Source organism: Mesorhizobium kamtschaticum, from assembly GCF_056174585.1.
Genome location: NZ_CM149691.1, coordinates 3,495,028 through 3,510,517, shown reverse-complemented (window position 1 = coordinate 3,510,517; position 15,490 = coordinate 3,495,028). Strand labels below are relative to the sequence as shown.

The following is a 15,490-nucleotide window of genomic DNA, read 5'->3' as shown; positions in this document are numbered from 1 at the left end:
GGAGGACCGGCATGGGTATCGCGCCATCTAATCTTCGTACGAACTTCGCCAGGAAATCCAGGCTGCTAGTATCCATATGAAAATTAGGAAATAGAGTAAAAACAGCCGGAAGACTGTTTTGGCAAACAGCCACCCGACCGTATCGGTTGTACGGTATGCTATCAACGCGCCTCTGCCGGTGGCGTGATCGTTGAAGCCGTCGAAAAAGACAAAATAGATTGCGAGGAATAGTGATACGACAGCAAAAGCTTGGACTTTTGGCGGCGCCCGATATTTTTTTTGTGGTGCGGGAAGGGCTGTCACCACAATGATGAGGATGCTCGCCCAGTAAAGTGAAGACAGGGAATTGGCAGCAAAGAATGCACATTGCTCCTTTTCACTGAAATTTTCGGCCATAAGCTGACTGAAGAAAAGAGGTCATGGGGCCAAATGGCCCGCAAGATCAAAATATCACGAAAATAGCATGTGTAATTGCTGGGTACCAAATTTACAAGAAACCAAATCAAAGGCGTTGCAACAACCAAGCTGCAGAAAGCAGCCCTTATAAATCGGCGCCGGGAGGCAAGGTCGGCGGCTGCATTAGGCGAATTGCTCATACCGCTACTCGGTGGCTGCTCGGGCATAAGTCAGCATCTAAGGTTGCGAAAGACGCAGACTATTGGACACATCGATCTTCGATCAAGTTTCTTAGAAAAGCTAGAAAGGAAAACCGACGTAGAATTTCGGCGGAGAGATGACGTTTGCCCTGCCGACGGGCGACCGCATCGTGGTGCGGGCGGCGGCCGAGCTTCTGCCGGCGAATGTCGACGTGACAGGCGCGGCGAACCAGGACGGTTCGGTATACCGAAGGGTCGAATCGACCGGTTTCAAGGCCAATCTCACATTCGAGGACATGAAGACCGATGATTGGAACCGCCCGATGCGGTCGTCGGGCTTCAACGCCACGAAGACCGAGACCTTCACGGGGGCGCCGGCTTCACCGGCACGCCGACAGTCAATCGGGCGACGGGCGAAGTGACAGGCGTCGCCGTGATCACCGACGCCTACAAGAGGATCTGACCGGGCGAACGGCGCCAAATATTGGATGGCGCAATTCGAGTTTTGCCCATCGCCTTGCCACCGCCGTGCCCCGTTGCGGATCGATCGTCACATCGCTATATAGCCCCCGTCGGAAAAGGCAGAGTTGGTTCGGTAAGCCCAACTCCTCTCGGTAACGAGAGCTCTGGTCTTTGGCTTCGTGCACGAGATCCCCACGACGAACATCGGACGCTGTTGAGCGCCCAATCGTTCGTCCGTGTGGCTCTCAACCCGAGGAACGCTCCGGTCGAACGCATCGACCAAGGAGTAGTTCATGCCCAACCCGATCCCCTATGATGTCGTCATTGCCGGTGCCGGTCCTGTCGGCCTCTTTCTCGCCTGCGAGCTGCGTCTGGCGGGCCTCTGCGTGCTGGTGCTGGAGCAGGCCGAGAACCCCAGCTCGCCGTTGAAGCGGCTGCCCTTCGGCATGCGCGGCCTTAACGTGCCCTCCATCGAGGCCTTCCACCGTCGCGGCCTGCTGGACGATATTGCGGCGCCGCCCGCGAAGGATGGCCCGGGCGGCGGCACATTGGCTGCCGCCCACTGGATGCAGCAGCAGCGCCGCCCCGGCGGCCATTTCGCCGGCATCCAGTTCTACCTCGATGCCGTCGACAGCTCGAAATGGCCCTATCGCCTGCCAGGCCCGGCGAGCCCCGGCGTGGCAGTCGAGATGGAGCATTTGGAAATCGCGCTTGCCGCGCGCGCAAGCGCGATGGGCGTCGAGATCAGACGCGGCCTGGCCGTCGACAGCTTCAGCCAATCGGACGAAGAGGTGACCATCCGCGCCGGTGGCGAGGTTTTTCACGCAAGCTGGCTTGTCGGTTGCGACGGCGGCCGCAGCACGGTTCGCAAGCTTGGCGGCTTTGCCTTCACCGGCACCGATGCCGAGTTCACCGGCTATTCCGTTGAAGTCGAAATCGCCGATCCGGACGCACTGAGCCCCGGCCGCCACTACACGCCGACGGGCATGTGCACCTACTCAAAGCCAGGCACGATCGCGATGGTCGAGTTCGACGGCGCCGCTTTCCACCGGACAGAGCCGATCACGCCAGAGCATGTCCAGGCGGTGTTGCGCCGCGTGTCGGGCACGGATGTCACCTCGACGGCGCTGCGCCTCGCCACGACCTGGACCGATCGCGCCTATCAGGCAACCACTTACCGCAACAAGCGGGTGCTGCTTGCCGGCGACGCCGCGCACATCCACTCGCCGCTCGGCGGCCAGGGGCTCAATCTCGGGCTTGGCGATGCGATGAACCTTGGCTGGAAGCTTGCCGCCACCATCCGCGGCGAGGCGCCGGCCGGCCTGCTCGACAGCTATTTCGACGAACGGCATCCGGTGGGCGCGCAGGTGCTCGACTGGTCGCGCGCCCAGGTCGCGCTGATGCGGCCAAGCCGCAGTTCGCGCGCGCTCGAAGCCATCATCCGCGATCTCATCGACACGCGCGACGGCGCGACCTATTTCGCCGAGCGCGTCTGGGGCGTTTCGCTGCGCTACGATCTTGGCGGCAGCCACCCACTGGTCGGCCGCAGTGCGCCCGACTTCGAACTGGCCGACGGGACGAGGCTCGGCGAACGCTTGAGGAACGGGCAAGGCCTGCTTCTGGACTTTGATGCCAGCCCTGCCCTTCAGACGATTGCCAGCCGCTGGAATGGGCGGATCAGCTATGTCGCTTGCAACGCCGGGGGGCGGCTGGGCCTGAGCGCCGTGCTCGTGCGCCCGGATGGCTTCGTCGCCTGGGCTGCTGATGCCGAGCCAGACCTTGAGGGCGCTGCCCAGGCGGCGGCGCGATGGTTTGGCGAAGCTCTGGTCGAGCCGTAATCCCGTGACACTGCAGCCAGCGCATGACCCGTGACTTCGCATGCGCCGGAATAGCGACCTTGCCGGACAGCAGTCATCGACTGCCTCAGGCGCTACGGCCGAGTGTACGATTTATTTGCTCCCCTCCCGAAAATTTTTCCAGACACAAACATGGTGCCCCCAAACAGTAGAAAGTTCGCGATTCCCATAAGAGCGACGACTTGGAACCTGACGTATTCATATAGAGGCGTTTGGTCAGTTAGATTCGGGTAGACGCCGAAATAGCCAGGGCTGCCAAATAGATAGCTATAAATCTCCAAGAACGAGCACAATAAGACCGCGCCTATAAACATGCTACTCTGTGCTTTGAGGCGCCAGTCACTCCAATCGCTGCGTGAAACGGCAAAAAGAACCCAGATCGGGACAGAAATTACATATGCAATGCCGTAACAAATTGATAATGCAACGATGTTTATCCACATAATATTATTTGCAAGGCAAAAATCTTTTGAAGAATTATCACTCAGTTTTGAAAATTTCGGAAAAACAACCTCACACAATGGCTCTATGTCAGCATATCGATAAAACACAATCGATAGTATTCCAAAAAATACGCAAAAGATGAAGGACCATGCGATCATCTTTGCTATAATTATGCGCCCCGGCGGAATCGCCAATTTTCTTTGTTCAATCAAGCGTCCATTCCCGCCGAGATTTCATAGCAGCACTTCTTACCTTACCTTCCAAATCTTACTAAACGATGGGACGTTGGCCGCAGTGCGCCCGATTTCGAACTGGCCGACGGGATGAGGCCCGGCGAACGCTGAGGAACGGCCAAGGCCTGCTGCTGGACTTCGGCATCAGCCCTGCCCTTCAGGCGCTTGCCAGCCGCTGGAATGGACGGATCAGCTATGTCGCCGCGGGCGCCAGGGAGCGGCTGGGCCTGAGCGCCGTGCTCGTGCGCCCGGATGGCTTTGTCGCCTGGGCCGCTGATGCCGAGCCTGACTTTCAGGAGGCTGCGCGGGTCGCGGCGCGTTGGTTTGGCGAACCCTAATAGTTGCCTGCGCGTGCTAAAGGAACTGTTTGAGCCTGATTTCGGTTGTCTGCAGTGCGAACTGCCGTTCCACGAAGGCAGCTGATGAGCGAACATGAAACATGGCAGACAAGAAGCGTGGTTCCCTGCGAAAGGTCCTGAGTGGCATCGTCGCGGCAATTGCCACCGGCCCTGACCGCGCATCCCAGAGCGGCAAGGGCACCACTGTGGTCGCCGAATGGCCGCTGCCGCCATCGGCAACGCTTGGCTCCTCCATGCGCCTCAAGGGAATCGAACGCGAAGTTCGAGCCCGCCTGCCATGGGTCGTGAGGAAATTCGCCAAGGCCGAGACGGGCCGCATCGTCTTGCGCATGTTGAAAACCGACGCGGATGCATTCCAGGCAGCCTCGGCAACCATCTCCAGGACACTGGAGGGGATCGAAGCACTGGCCGTGCTTCCCCGCGAGGCAGAAGACATTCTCACCATCTCCGCCCGCGAACGTCACAAATGGCTCAGGGATGGCCGCCTGAAGAGCATCGGCACGCGCACCGTCAAGATGTGCGGGCGGTCCAAGGCAGTCACCTTCCGTGTCTTTGATCCACGCCACATCGAGGACATTCTCGATCGCGACCTGGCGACAGGCTGGCGGGAGGAAGATGCGCGGGAAGTCACCGAGAACAGGCGGCGCGGCGCCGGCAAGGCCGCACTGACGCGCGCGGGAAAGCGCGAGCGCAAGGCTCGCAGTGCCAGGACTTCAGGAAAGGAAGGCGCTCCGCAGCCAAAGTTGGAAGGCTGGGATACGTTCGAGGCGGAAGGCCTGCTGCGCTAAAAAACGAGGCAGCTTGTCGGGAACAGCCCCGGTCGTTCGTCCTCTGTGTGCAAGCGCAAGACCTGGACACCAACCCTTCGGAGCCTTCCAATGATCCCCACCATCACCGCCTTTGAACGCTCGCCCGATGGCGGCAAGGGACTGGCGCGCGATACGCGCGTTCGCTGGGCGCTCGAAGAAGTCGGGCAGCCTTACGAAGTTCGTCTTGTTTCCTCCGCCGGGATGAAGGCGCCTGGCCATCTGGCCATCCATCCCTTCGGCCAGATTCCCACCTATGAGGAAGGGTCTCTGTGCCTGTTTGAGACCGGCTCGATCGTCTTTCATCTTGCCGAGCAGCATGCGGGCCTGCTGCCTGGGGATCGCGATGCCCGCGCCCGCGCGATCACCTGGATGTTTGCCGCGCTCAACACCGTCGAGCCGCCGGTCCTCGATTTGACGACGGCCAGGATATTCGAAGCCGACAGGACCTGGGCCGAGGAGCGCCTGCCGCTGGTGAAAGACCGTGTTCGGGCAGTGCTGGACAAGCTCTCGGCCTATCTGGGCGCCGCAGAATGGCTCGGTGGTGCATTCAGCGCGGGTGATCTGTTGATGGTATCGGTGCTGCTTCGCCTGAGAATGTCGGGCATTCTCGACGAATATCAAAACCTGGCCGCCTATGTGGCGCGCGGCGAAGCGCGGCCCGCTTATTTCAGGGCTTTCGCCGCGCAATTTGCGGTCAACGGCCCATCGTAAAGCCGAGCTGCCAGCAGCCTGAGCCCTTCGGCGCGACCACAGTGGCGATTAGCGAAAATCAGGCAACCATGGCCGCAGCGGGCGGCGGGTCGCGGTCGTCGGATAGCGGGGCGTATCGGACATAGAAAGTGCTCAAGCGCGCCTGCCCGTTCGAACGCGACCAGAGTGTCTCCTCCAGTTTGAACATGTTTACGAGCTGCATCGTGGCGTGGATGACGACTGCAACATCGCGGCTTTCCTGGTCCTGGATCTGACCGTGGCGGCTCTTCAGTTCGCTGAGGATGCCGCCGGCATAGTCCGCAGGCGTCACCACCTCGACCCTCATGATCGGCTCGAGCAGTTGCACGCCGAGATGCGGCGCGGCTTCGCGAAAGCAGGCGCGGCCCGCAACCTCGAAAGCCAGGGCCGAGGAGTCGGTCTCGTGCCAGGCGCCGTCCACCAGCATCGCCTTGACGCCGATCATCGGAAAGCCCGCGAACGGCCCCTGCGACTGGATGCTGCGCAGCCCCTTTCGACCCCCGCCACATAGTCGTTGGGGATTGCACCGCCGGCGATCCTCGACGCGAACACCAAGTCCGGATTGTGCGCGTTCGGCTCGAACATGATCTCGACGCGGGCGAACTGACCCGTGCCGGCGAACAGCTTCTTATGGGTGTAGTCCTGCTGATGGCTGCGGGTGATCGTCTCGCGATAGGCAATTTGCGGGGCGCCGACATTCACCCCTTGATCGAACTCGCGGCGCACGCGGTCGATGATGGTGTCGAGTTCAACTTCGCCCATGGCGGCGATGATCGTCTGACCCGATTCCTCGTCCCATTTGACGTGGAAGCAGGGATCCTCGTCCGCTAGTCTCGACAGGACGATACGCAGCTTCCCCTCATCGGCTCTCGACTTCGCCTCGATCGCGAGTTGCAGCAAAGGCCATGGCGCGGCAGGTTTTTCCATGACGATAGGATCGCAGTTCGGCCGGCTATCCGCAACGGCTCAGACGCTTTGGCGATCCAATGTCGGCGGCGCGCTACGGTGCCGTTGCCTGCCGAAACCAATCAGCGGTCCTGCGACCAGGCCCCCAGGCCCGCCATGTCGGTCAGGCGGATCGCGGCCAAGGTCTCGATTTCCCTGGAGACCGGCATCTGCCGTATGCTCTGCGCCTCAGGCTCGCTCTTGGCGGTGGTGAAGCGGGCTTGGCCAATCATGGCTCGAACGGCGGTCAGCATGTGCAATGTTCCTTTGCTTGTCCTGGGCTAAGAACTTGACCGACGCATTTACGTTCCAAGGGCTGCTGACAAAAACGCTCGCGCCCAACGCTTCGACGCTGGGAACGGCATCTATGTGCTGATCGATGTCGGCGCCGGCACGGGCTACGGATATTTCGCCTTCGCGACCGCCGGGCTCAAATCGCCCTGCAATTCCTTCGGCAGTGGAAGGCTCGAGCATTGCAGGTGCACGTTGCGGGCGTAAAGCTTCCGCTGCTTCTGCTCGGCCTCCTTGGTGGCCGCTATGATCCCTAGCCCATACGGGCCAAGTGCCGCGAATTCCCAGCCCGGATGTTGTTTCTCGCGAACCGCGTAATCCGAAGCCGCCGCCCGGGCCTGCTGGCATTCCGACGATGCCCATTTCGGATCCTGCGGCGAAAGCGACGCGCCATAGTCGACCGGAGAGGTCGCGCATCCCGCCACCGTCGCGGCCAATGCGGACATCGCAATTCGCATCGCAGTTCTCATCCCCAAGCCCCTTCCCGTGAACCGCATCATCTCAAATTCCACACGACCGCAACGAAATGGCCGTGCCATGAATCCGGCAGAGCCCGCCGTACCAATCACGTATACGCGATGTCCAGCCCTTGCGCTTGCCATCGGCTCCGCTTCATGGCGATCTTCTCGCAGCCCGATTCAAGCGGCGTGCTGGAACCAAATGACGGGCGAGACTGTTCAATGGTAACTTTGACACGACGCTGACATCCAAGCCGGCAAAGCGGCGACATTCAGGAGCTCCCATCATGACTATCTCGTCCGGATTTCGTTCAATCGCGGTTGCCGCCATCGCCACCGCGGGCATTGGCTTTGCCAGTGCCGCGCATGCCGACAGCGGCACGATCCGCTTCGCCGTCTACAAGGCGGCCTTCTTCATCGGCGGCTCCGGCGGCGAAGGCACGTTCACCTTCCATGGTAAGTCGTATCCAATCTCCATCGGCGCCGTTTCGGGCGGCCTCGCCTTCGGCGTTTCCAAGACCTATTTCCACGGCACGGTGCGCCATATCAGGCGCGTCCGCGATGTGACGGGGGTCTATGGCGCGGCGGGCGGCGGTGGCACGATCGGCAAAGGCGCCCAGGTTATCCTCATGACCAACGACAAGGGTGCCCAGCTCGAACTCACCGGCAAGCAGGTCGGCCTGCAGGTCAACGCCGATCTCAGCGGCTTTGCCATCTCGCTGAAGTAATGGCCTCGTCCCTTTCGGGGACCGCTGGACACCAAAGAGGGCGGCGTCAGTTCGACGACCGCCTTTTTTCCACCCATAGGCTTTTGATCCAATAAGAACTTGATGGCGGCGAGGAAATTGTCGGCGCTGGCTAGCAGGTTTATGCGTTTACGGCCCAAACGACACTTTGTAGGTTGGACATATGACGCTCAAACGGATGGACAACATAGGAATCGTCGTCGACGACCTCGATAAGACGATTGATTTCTTTCGCGAGCTCGGCCTTGAGCTCGAAGGGCGGGCGACGATCGAAGGAGAATGGGCCGGACGTGTCACCGGACTGGGCGATCAGCGCGTCGAGATCGCCATGATGCGCACGCCGGACGGCCACAGCCGGCTCGAGCTGTCCCGCTTCCTCACGCCGCCTGTCGTGGCGGATCACCGCAACGCCCCGGTCAACGCTCTGGGCTACCTCCGTGTCATGTTCACTGTCGACGACGTCGACGACACGCTGGAAAGGCTCCGCAATCGCGGCGCGCGGCTCGAAGGCGAAGTCGTCCAGTACAAGGACGTGTATCGGCTCTGCTATATCCGCGGGCCTGGAGGCCTTCTCATCGGACTTGCCCAGGAACTGCGCTGAGCGCGACACGACGACGATGACAGGAAACGCGTCTCCGTCGTTAGATCAGCTCCTCAGTCCCGGCGCTTCCTGCCCGGTGCGCTCGACATACTCCGTATAGCCGCCGCCATAGGTGTGGATGCCTTCGGGCGTCAGTTCCAGCACGCGGTTCGAAAGTGCTGCCAAAAAGTGCCGGTCGTGCGAGACGAACAGCATGGTGCCTTCATATTGCGACAGCGCCTCGATCAGCATCTGCTTGGTGGCGATGTCGAGGTGGTTGGTAGGCTCGTCCAGCACCAGCAAATTGGGCGGGTCGAACAGCATCAGCGCCATCACCAGCCGCGCCTTCTCGCCGCCTGACAGCACCCGGCATTTCTTCTCGATCTCGTCGCCGGAAAAGCCGAAGCAGCCGGCGAGCGCCCGAAGCGGCGCCTGGCCGGCCTGCGGGAAATTGTCTTCCAGCGTCTGGAACACGGTGCGCTCGCCTTCGAGCAGTTCCATGGCGTGCTGGGCGAAATAGCCCATTTTGACGCTCGGCCCCCGCGCCACCGTGCCGGTGTCTGGGTCGGAAGCGCCGGCCACCAGCTTGAGCAGCGTCGACTTGCCGGCGCCGTTGACGCCCATGATGCACCAGCGCTCGCGGCGGCGGACCTGAAAGTCCAGCCCCTCATAGATGGTGCGGCTGCCATAGGCCTTGTGGACGTTCTTCAAGGTGACGACATCCTCGCCGCAGCGCGGCGCCGGCTGGAACTCGAAATTCACGATCTGGCGGCGCTTGGGCGGCTCGACGCGGTCGATCTTGTCGAGCTTCTTCACCCGGCTCTGCACCTGGGCGGCATGCGAAGCACGCGCCTTGAAACGTTCGATGAAAGCGATCTCCTTGGCCAGCATCGCCTGCTGGCGCTCGAACTGCGCCTGCTGCTGCTTGTCGGCGATCGCCCGCTGCTGCTGGTAGAACTCGTAATTGCCGGAATAGGCGGTGAGCGAGCCGGCGTCGATCTCGACGATCTTGTTGACGATGCGGTTCATGAACTCGCGGTCGTGCGAGGTCATCAGCAGCGCGCCGTCATAGCCTTTGAGGAACTGTTCCAGCCAGATCAGGCTTTCCAGATCGAGATGGTTGGACGGTTCGTCGAGCAGCATGACGTCGGGCCGCATCAAAAGGATGCGGGCCAGCGCCACGCGCATCTTCCAGCCGCCCGACAGCTTGCCGACGTCGCCGTCCATCATCTCCTGGGAAAAGCCGAGACCGTCGAGCACCTCGCGGGCGCGCCCGTCCAGCGCATAGCCGTCGAGCTCCTCGAAGCGATGCTGCGCCTCGCCATATTTCTCGATGATCTCGTCCATGCGGTCGGCCTGGTCGGGATCGGCCATCGCCGCTTCCAGTTCCGCCATCTCGGCCGCGACGTCGCTGACCGGCCCGGCGCCGTTCATCACTTCGGCGACAGCGCTATGGCCCGCCATGTCGCCGACATCCTGGCTGAAATAACCGATGGTGACGCCGCGATCAACCTGCACCTGGCCCTCGTCGGGCTGCTCCTGGCTGGTGATCATGCGAAACAGCGTCGTCTTTCCCGCGCCGTTCGGCCCGACAAGGCCGACCTTCTCGCCCTTCTGCAGGGAGGCCGATGCCTCGATGAAGACAAGCTGACGGCCGTTCTGCTTGCTGATGCTTTCAAGTCTGATCATGCGGTTTCCGGACTATGCCTGCGCTGAAAGGATTTGCCCGGCGCCTTACGCGAAGGACGGCCGCAAAGGAAGAGGCGCAAGCGCCGCAGACAGCCGATCTCCCCCCTCGTGGGGGAGATGGCCGGCAGGCCAGAGGGGGGCGCTGTCCCGCCGGCCTCTCAGTCCATCGATATGGCAGAAGCGTTCGCACCCTGTCCCAATGCCTGCGAGGTTGGCGATCCTTCGCGCCCCCCTCTGCCCTGCCGGGCATCTCCCCCACGAGGGGGGAGATTGGCAGCTTCACCCCCAGACACACTCCAGAAACAAGATTCAACATCCGGGAAAAACTGGCGAAAAGATCGTCTGCGATAACCATCCTCGTAGCAACCGGACAGCGGTCGCCACATCAAGGCAAAGGGATGGTCCCGACAATGCAACGACGTTCGATCGGATGGATGGCTGCCCTGACCGGCATTTCGCTCGCCATGCTTGCGGTCGCGCAGTCGGGTGCGGAGGCGGCGGTTACCCGGAGCGAATATGCAGCCAGCTCGGTCTCCAACTCGACGGAGCCATCCGGACCAAAGCCGAACCCGGTGCCAGTGCGAGCCAGCTCGCGCAGGCTACGGCACTCCAGGACAAGGCGAACCGGTTCTGTTCCGAGCGCAAGCAGGCGCAAGGCATCCGGACCTACGCCAACGCCCTGAAACTTCTTGGCGTGACGCCGGTCGACCTCGACCAGTGACAGCAACCATCAACCCCTAGGGAAGCCTCTCATGAACAAGCCGCTCCTCTCCGCCCTTGGTCTCGCCATCGCTCTCGGTCTGGCAATGCCGGTTGTCGGCGCCGCCAATGCGGCGGCCACGACCACCACGACGACGACGACCGCTCCGGCGACGACGACCGCCCCCGCGACCGCTCCGGCGGCTCCCGCTGCCGTGGACCTGGCGAAGACGCCGGTCAAGGCGGCCGCGCACAAGCACCACAAGAAGCACCACAGGCATGGGCGCAAGCACGGCCACCGCCACGCAGGCAAGAGGCACGGCCACAAGCACGTCGCCCGAAAGCACCACCACAAGCGTACCCACAAGAGGCACGGCCACAAGCACGCCAAGGCCGCTTGATATCGTTTCTCCCTTCTGACTTCCTCCCGGGAAAAGGCCGCCACTCGCTAAAAAGCGAGGGCGGCTTTTCTTATGTGCGATCAAGGCAAGGCGGCCTAGCTGGACGTCTGCCAAAACAGGCACTTACGGCAATTCCGCGATTCAGATCGTGAACCGCCTCAAGCCACCCCGAGCGCGGTCCGAACCTGCCGTCCGCTCATGCCGCTGTCGAACACGGCCGTGCCGGGATCGAAGCGCCTGGCCTGCGACAGCGGTCCGACCACGACCGGATCGAAGCCGGCATCGCTCACCAGTCGCACCGCCAGGGCAACAGCCTGTTCGTCATCGCCGGCAAGCGGGATGCCGATCCCGTCGCCGGCGCGATGTGCCTGCGATTGCAGCGTCGTCCACATCACCGTGCTGAAGGCGCGAACAAGTTTCGCGCGCGGCAGGAGCGGTGTGACGGAAAAGACCACGCCGTCCTTGCGGGCGAGCGCTGCGTCGCCGAAGGCGCCGTCGCGCGGCGGGTCGGGCACCGTGGCGTCGAGCAGCACCTTGTCGCCCAAGGCTGCCCCGATCTCGGCCGCGACATCGGGCCAGGCCCGAAACGGGATGGCCGCCAGCACGACATCCGCGCCGGCAATGGCGTCGAGGACCAGGCCGGCCGTGGCCTTGCCGCCAAGTCCGGAAAGCATCGAGCGCAGCCGTTCGGGATGCCTGACACCGAAACTCACGTCATGTCCGGCCTGCACCCACAACCGCCCGACCGTGCCGCCGATCATGCCGGCGCCCAGAATTCCTATTCTCATCGTCGCCTCCTGTTTGACCACGCTCACCACGGCAGTCTTTTGCCATCGCGAAAAAAGCCGCCGGTCGGGCCATCATCCGGCAAGGTCGCTGCCCACACGATCCCGGCGGCCCCTTGCGCCACCGGGCGTCCGCCCGGTCCGCCCATGTCGGTGGCGACCCAGCCCGGACAGATGGCGTTGACCAGCACGCCGGAGCCACGCAGTTCTGCCGCCAGCACGCAGGTCAGCGCGTTGAGCGTCGCCTTCGACGTCGAATAGGCCGGCGCCCCCGCCCCCATCGAGGCCAGCGAACCGCCTTCGGACGAGACATTGACCAGCCGGCCATGGCCGCCCGCCTTGAGCAGCGGCGCGAAGGCGGCCGCCGCGCGCCAGGCGCCGAAGACATTGGTCTCGAACGCCTCGCGGATGACGGTCCAGTCCGGCCGCAAGGCGCGCGAGCCGGTGTCGTAGTGGATGGCGGCATTGTTGATCAGCACGTCGAGCCGGCCGAACCGGCGCTGTACGTCGTCGGCTGCCCTTGCAGCGGCGTCAGGCGCTGCGACATCGAGCGCAATGGCCTCGACATGGCCATCGAGCCCTTTCGCCGCCGCCGCGCCCTTGGCAAGGTCGCGCACGCCGAGCAGCACGGTGAAGCCGAGTTTCGCCAGCTGGCGGCCGGTCTCCAGCCCGATGCCGCGATTGGCGCCGGTGATGAGGGCGACTTTGTTGGGGTGCGTGGTCATGGGTTGCTCCGGATCTCGATTGCTTGAAGAGAAAAATGGCACGAGCCGCATTGATTTATTAGGTGGTCGAGGCCGCAGTCATTGTGCGATTGGATGCATGAGTTGATTGGGGCTAGTTTCCAACGTTGCATTCCGTGGCGCCCCCCTCTGTCCTGCCGGACATCTCCCCCTCAAGGGGGGAGATTGGCAGCTTCGACGCTTCGCCTGTTCTGCGATGTCGAGGATTGGTGCAAGCCGGGATGCCTGCTGATCTCCCCCCTTGAGGGGGAGATGTCCGGCAGGACAGAGGGGGGCCAAGCGCCAACGCATCCAGACTTTCGCTCCCCAATCCCGCGCTCAGCATCTCGACGTTACTAAGCGTCCAACGCAGGAATCGGGTGTCGCCAGGCATCCCGCCATGCGATCGTTCACCCACCACAAAGGACCCGCCATGCTCACGCTTCACGATTATCTGCCATCGCAAAATGGCTGGAAAGTCCGGGTCCTGCTCGGCCTGCTGAAGATCCCTTACAAGACCCGCATCGTCTCGATTTTCAAGGGCGAGAGCCATACCGATGCGTTCCACGAACTCAACCCGGCCGGCGCCGTTCCCGTGCTCCAGCTCGAAGACGGCAGCGCCATCGCCGAATCCAATGCGATCCTCACCTACCTCGCCGAAGGCACGCCGCTCCTGCCGGCCGACCGCTACCGGCGCGCCAAGATCATGCAATGGCTGTTCTTCGAACAGTACAATGTCGAGCCCGTCATCGGCTCGCTGCGCTTCTGGACCTTGACCAGACGGCTCGAGCGCAACCACGCCATGGTTGCCGGCAAGCGCGAGGCCGGCGCCCGCACACTCGCCGCCCTGAACCGCAGCCTTGGCGAGACGCCGTTCCTCACCGGAAACGATCTCACCATCGCCGACATCGCCGTCTATGCCTACAGCCACCGCGCCGAGGATTGCGGGTTTTCTCTTGCGGACTATCCAGCATTCCGCGACTGGACCGGCCGCGTGAGCGACGCCATCGGCCAGGGCTATCCGGTCCATCCCTACAGCATCGATCCGCACTCGGGCGCTTGAGAGCTGGCTCATCCCACCCGCCGGAACCTGTCTGTTTACACTGCGGTAGAATAGGGATATTTCATATCCTTAATAGAGTTCGGTCGGCCGGAATCCGTGGATGATCCTGAAAAGCCAAGTCGAATGGGCACTGCACTGCTGCGCCATTCTCGCCGGCCTGCCCGAGGGGCGGTATCTCTCCACAAAAGCGCTCGCCGAATTCCACGGCCTTCCCAAGGAATATCTTTCCAAGGCGCTGCAAAGCCTGTCGCAGGCGGGTCTGGTCGATACGACGCTGGGTCCGTCAGGTGGCTACCGATTGGCGCGGCCACCGGCCGAGCTGACCTTCCTCGACATCGTGGAGGCGGTGGAGGGCAAGGCGCGGACGTTTGTGTGCAACAACATCCGCGAGAACAATCCGTGTCGTCCGCAGGGCTATTGCGAAAGCGGGCCCTGCCCGGTGGCGCGCATCATGTGGGAAGCCGACGAGGCCTGGCGTGAAAAATTGCGCGCCGTCAGGCTTTCCGAGCTCACCGCGGCACTGGCGCAGGAGATCCCCGCCGAACTCTGGAAGGACAGCTTCGAATGGGTGCTAGAGCGCGCCGGATGAACGCGAACGCATGACCGGCGCTGGCGGCAGGTCTCTCATCGCGGACAGTGCGCCGGCATAACCCTGGGGCGGCAGGGCAAGGGAAAGGCCACTCAGCTCGCAATGGCGATGGATAAGGTCGATCACTTCATTCCTCGCCGTCATCCGGTCGCCCGGACCGGCCACGCAAAAGAGCAGGTCCATCCCGACTGCCACCGCGTCGATCTCCTTGAGCGCGACAAGCGGTGCCGGCTCCTGGATGATCCGTTGGCAGCTCGCGAGAACGGTACGCATGGCCGCTTCGATGACGTGCGGCGCCTGCGTGGCCGCGATCCGCACCGTCAGGGTCATCTGCTGCGTCGCGTCGGGACGGCTGAGATTGGTCAGGCTGAGCTTCGCCAACACGCTGTTGGGCAGGACGACGATGTTGTTTGCGCCGGTCAGCAGATGCGTGGAGCGCCAGGTCGTCTCGACGACCCGTCCTTCCGTGCCGTCGCCCAGCATGATCCAGTCACTGAGCGTGTAGGGTTGCCCAAGCGTCAGCGCGATGCCGGAGAAGACGTCACCAAGCGTGTTCTGCAGCGCCAGCCCGACAATGATCGCGACCACGCCCGACGTTGCCGCCAGCGTTCCGATAGGAGCACCGAAAACGAAGCCTGTTATCGACAGCGCCACGCCGAGATAGATGGCAGCGACGACCAGGTCCTGGAGCAGGCGCGCCTCTCGCGGCCGGTGTTCCAGCACAATGTAGAGGCGCACGAAACCGACAAGCGTCCAGGCAAGGTGTACCCACCAGAGGATGCGCGCCGACTTCGCCAGATAGGCGCCCGCGCCTTGGACATCCGTGAGATCTGTCTCACCCACCCAATGCGGCAGGATACCGCTGAGGCCGAGCACCGCGGTCATGCCGGCGAAGAACAGGATCTGGACGACCAGGCGCGCCATCGGACGCCCACGCCCTTGGAAACACCAGACGACAATGCCAGCAGCCCCGAGAAGGTTGATCAGGATCAGAGCCAGATGATCGCCGAACATGGACTCACCGGTGGATTTGA

The 15,490-nt window shown here is 62.5% G+C and carries 16 protein-coding genes and 3 pseudogenes; 11 read left to right on the top strand and 8 right to left on the bottom strand.

The features are described from left to right. Window positions 1-27: 27 nt before the first annotated feature. Window positions 28-396 (bottom strand): hypothetical protein, encoded by a 369-nt coding sequence (locus tag AC0V7N_RS17365; RefSeq protein ID WP_475459663.1) that lies wholly within the window; start codon window positions 394-396, stop codon window positions 28-30. A gap of 337 nt (window positions 397-733) precedes the next feature. Between AC0V7N_RS17365 and AC0V7N_RS17360 the strand changes: the two genes are divergently transcribed. The 5 genes and pseudogenes from AC0V7N_RS17360 to AC0V7N_RS17340 all read left to right on the top strand — a co-directional run bounded on the left by AC0V7N_RS17360 (window position 734) and on the right by AC0V7N_RS17340 (window position 5,470). Then, entirely contained in the window at window positions 734-1,018 is a 285-nt protein-coding gene (locus AC0V7N_RS17360) for a hypothetical protein (protein WP_475459660.1), read from the top strand. A gap of 333 nt (window positions 1,019-1,351) precedes the next feature. Next, the gene (locus AC0V7N_RS17355) at window positions 1,352-2,896 is read left to right on the top strand and encodes an FAD-dependent monooxygenase (protein WP_475459657.1); all 1,545 of its coding nucleotides are present in this window, start codon (window positions 1,352-1,354) and stop codon (window positions 2,894-2,896) included. Window positions 2,897-3,642: 746 nt separating this feature from the next. Continuing rightward, window positions 3,643-3,929, top strand: a pseudogene (locus AC0V7N_RS17350) (aromatic-ring hydroxylase C-terminal domain-containing protein); the annotation flags it as partial. 101 nt (window positions 3,930-4,030) lie between these two features. Continuing rightward, window positions 4,031-4,738 carry a hypothetical protein gene (locus tag AC0V7N_RS17345; protein WP_475459655.1) on the top strand — a complete coding sequence of 236 codons (708 nt, stop codon included), beginning with the start codon at window positions 4,031-4,033 and terminating at the stop codon, window positions 4,736-4,738. 90 nt (window positions 4,739-4,828) lie between these two features. After that, window positions 4,829-5,470: a glutathione S-transferase family protein gene (locus tag AC0V7N_RS17340; protein WP_475459652.1), complete on the top strand. Its 642-nt coding sequence runs from the start codon at window positions 4,829-4,831 to the stop codon at window positions 5,468-5,470. A gap of 61 nt (window positions 5,471-5,531) precedes the next feature. Here the strand turns inward: AC0V7N_RS17340 and AC0V7N_RS17335 are convergent. The 3 genes and pseudogenes from AC0V7N_RS17335 to AC0V7N_RS17325 form a co-directional block, all read right to left on the bottom strand. Then, window positions 5,532-6,340: pseudogene (locus AC0V7N_RS17335) on the bottom strand (hypothetical protein); the annotation flags it as partial. Between the two features lie 176 nt (window positions 6,341-6,516). Then, the gene (locus AC0V7N_RS17330; protein WP_475459650.1) at window positions 6,517-6,687 is read right to left on the bottom strand and encodes a hypothetical protein; all 171 of its coding nucleotides are present in this window, start codon (window positions 6,685-6,687) and stop codon (window positions 6,517-6,519) included. A gap of 144 nt (window positions 6,688-6,831) precedes the next feature. Then, window positions 6,832-7,182: a hypothetical protein gene (locus AC0V7N_RS17325; protein ID WP_475460370.1), complete on the bottom strand. Its 351-nt coding sequence runs from the start codon at window positions 7,180-7,182 to the stop codon at window positions 6,832-6,834. 287 nt (window positions 7,183-7,469) lie between these two features. Here AC0V7N_RS17325 and AC0V7N_RS17320 point away from each other — a divergent pair, with 287 nt between their 5' ends. Next, window positions 7,470-7,910, top strand: coding sequence for a lipid-binding SYLF domain-containing protein (locus AC0V7N_RS17320; RefSeq protein WP_475459648.1), 441 nt, complete (start codon window positions 7,470-7,472; stop codon window positions 7,908-7,910). A gap of 181 nt (window positions 7,911-8,091) precedes the next feature. Continuing rightward, window positions 8,092-8,529: a VOC family protein gene (locus AC0V7N_RS17315; RefSeq protein ID WP_475459646.1), complete on the top strand. Its 438-nt coding sequence runs from the start codon at window positions 8,092-8,094 to the stop codon at window positions 8,527-8,529. 45 nt (window positions 8,530-8,574) lie between these two features. Here the strand turns inward: AC0V7N_RS17315 and AC0V7N_RS17310 are convergent, their stop codons facing one another. Then, entirely contained in the window at window positions 8,575-10,197 is a 1,623-nt protein-coding gene (locus AC0V7N_RS17310) for an ABC-F family ATP-binding cassette domain-containing protein (protein WP_475459643.1), read from the bottom strand. Window positions 10,198-10,607: 410 nt separating this feature from the next. On the opposite strand from AC0V7N_RS17310, the pseudogene AC0V7N_RS17305 reads away from it, so the two are divergent. Both AC0V7N_RS17305 and AC0V7N_RS17300 read left to right on the top strand, forming a co-directional pair. After that, window positions 10,608-10,918 (top strand): annotated as a pseudogene (locus tag AC0V7N_RS17305) (hypothetical protein). 31 nt (window positions 10,919-10,949) lie between these two features. Further along, window positions 10,950-11,297 (top strand): hypothetical protein, encoded by a 348-nt coding sequence (locus AC0V7N_RS17300; RefSeq protein WP_475459639.1) that lies wholly within the window; start codon window positions 10,950-10,952, stop codon window positions 11,295-11,297. Between the two features lie 158 nt (window positions 11,298-11,455). Here AC0V7N_RS17300 and AC0V7N_RS17295 read toward each other — a convergent pair whose 3' ends face one another. Further along, window positions 11,456-12,085, bottom strand: coding sequence for an NADPH-dependent F420 reductase (locus tag AC0V7N_RS17295; RefSeq protein WP_475459636.1), 630 nt, complete (start codon window positions 12,083-12,085; stop codon window positions 11,456-11,458). A gap of 23 nt (window positions 12,086-12,108) precedes the next feature. After that, the gene (locus AC0V7N_RS17290; protein ID WP_475459633.1) at window positions 12,109-12,807 is read right to left on the bottom strand and encodes an SDR family NAD(P)-dependent oxidoreductase; all 699 of its coding nucleotides are present in this window, start codon (window positions 12,805-12,807) and stop codon (window positions 12,109-12,111) included. Window positions 12,808-13,237: 430 nt separating this feature from the next. On the opposite strand from AC0V7N_RS17290, the gene AC0V7N_RS17285 reads away from it, so the two are divergent. Together AC0V7N_RS17285 and AC0V7N_RS17280 are read left to right on the top strand one after the other, a co-directional pair. Then, a complete protein-coding gene (locus AC0V7N_RS17285; RefSeq protein ID WP_475459630.1) occupies window positions 13,238-13,867 on the top strand; it encodes a glutathione S-transferase family protein in 630 nt (209 codons plus the stop codon). 100 nt (window positions 13,868-13,967) lie between these two features. After that, window positions 13,968-14,456 carry an RrF2 family transcriptional regulator gene (locus AC0V7N_RS17280; protein ID WP_475459628.1) on the top strand — a complete coding sequence of 163 codons (489 nt, stop codon included), beginning with the start codon at window positions 13,968-13,970 and terminating at the stop codon, window positions 14,454-14,456. Here the strand turns inward: AC0V7N_RS17280 and AC0V7N_RS17275 are convergent. Further along, a complete protein-coding gene (locus AC0V7N_RS17275) occupies window positions 14,439-15,470 on the bottom strand; it encodes a mechanosensitive ion channel family protein (RefSeq protein ID WP_475459626.1) in 1,032 nt (343 codons plus the stop codon). The two genes, AC0V7N_RS17280 and AC0V7N_RS17275, sit on opposite strands and share 18 nt — an antisense overlap. Window positions 15,471-15,490: the final 20 nt, after the last annotated feature.